This is a genomic window from Hyphomonas sp. GM-8P (genome assembly GCF_003263315.1).
Classification (GTDB): Bacteria; Pseudomonadota; Alphaproteobacteria; order Caulobacterales; family Hyphomonadaceae; genus Hyphomonas.
In genome coordinates this window covers 1-1220 of sequence record NZ_AWFE01000007.1, presented here as the reverse complement: position 1 = coordinate 1220, position 1220 = coordinate 1, and the positions used below count along the sequence as shown (strand labels likewise).

1 protein-coding gene is annotated in these 1220 nt (G+C 60.7%); it reads right to left on the bottom strand.

What is annotated here, in order from left to right:
- Positions 1 to 26 precede the first annotated feature (26 nt).
- Positions 27 to 1177, bottom strand: a protein-coding gene (locus HY26_RS01635) for an IS3 family transposase (protein WP_233351500.1) whose coding sequence is annotated in 2 segments (ribosomal slippage) — positions 27 to 919 and positions 919 to 1177 — 1152 coding nt in all. Because the reading frame shifts where the segments join, the coding sequence is not laid out codon by codon here.
- Positions 1178 to 1220 lie beyond the last annotated feature (43 nt).

Genomic DNA, 1220 nt, shown 5'->3' with positions numbered 1-1220 from the left:
TGACCTGAGACCCTCGCGTCCCTCATTCATTTCGAGAGTCTAGCCCTTTCATAGTCCATGGTTTGAGGTGTGGCGAGCGCGTCGGGAGCGGCGCTCCCAACATGCACGAGCGACCGGCGCGCTGCGGGCGTCAGCCCGCCCAGCGATGAGTGAGGCCGGTGGTGGTTATAGTCATGTCGCCAACGCCCGAGGATCTTGCGGGCATGAGCGAGGCTGTCGAACACTTCTTCGTTCAGGCACTCATCACGCAGCTTGCCGTTGAAGCTTTCGACGAAGCCGTTCTGCTGCGGTTTGCCCGGGGCGATATAGTGCCAGGCGATGCCGGTTTGGTTCTGCCATTCGAGGATGGCGCGACTGGTCAGCTCCGTCCCGTTGTCTGAGACGATGGTTTCGGGCCTGCCATAGAGACGGATGCAGCGATCCAGTTCACGGGCCACGCGGGCGCCTGACAGCGATGTGTCCGCCACCAGTGCCAGGCACTCGCGCGTGTAATCGTCGATCACGTTCAGCATGCGGAACCGCCGGGCCGGCCCAAAGACATCGGACACGAAGTCGAGGCTCCAGCGCTGCGACGGACCGTCCGGAACAGGCATCGGTTCGCGTGTTCCAGTCGCGCGCTTGCGGCCACGCCTGCGTTTCACCGACAACCCTTCCTCCTTGTAGAGGCGTCTGAGCTTCTTCTGGTTCATCACGATACCCTCTCGTGCCAACATCACTTCGATCCGGCGATAGCCGAACCGGCGACGTGTCGCTGCGATCTCTCGCATGCGTTCGCGGATCTCAGGGTTGTCTGGTTCGGGCTCTCGCCGGACAGTCTTCGGATCGACGCTGACCAGTCGGCAGGCGCGGCGCTGGGAGATATCGTATTTATCAATCACCTTCAGAGCCGCAGCCCGCTTCAACTGGGGCGTCGTCAGTTCTTTCCCAGCAAATCTTTCAGGATCGAGTTGTCGAGCATGCTGTCAGCCAGCAGCTTCTTCAACCGCGCGTTCTCGGTCTCCAACGTCTTCAGCTTGCGGGCGTCCGATACGTCCATCCCGCCATACTTGGCCTTCCACTTGTAGAACGTAGCCGAACTGACCCCGTGACGCCGACACACGTCTGACGTGGCCATGCCTCGCTCCTGTTCTGCCAGGATCGCGATGATCTGTTCCTCGGTAAATTTGCTCTTGCGCATTGTCTGTCTCCGTTGCGACAGACTCTCCATTCAAATGCGGGAC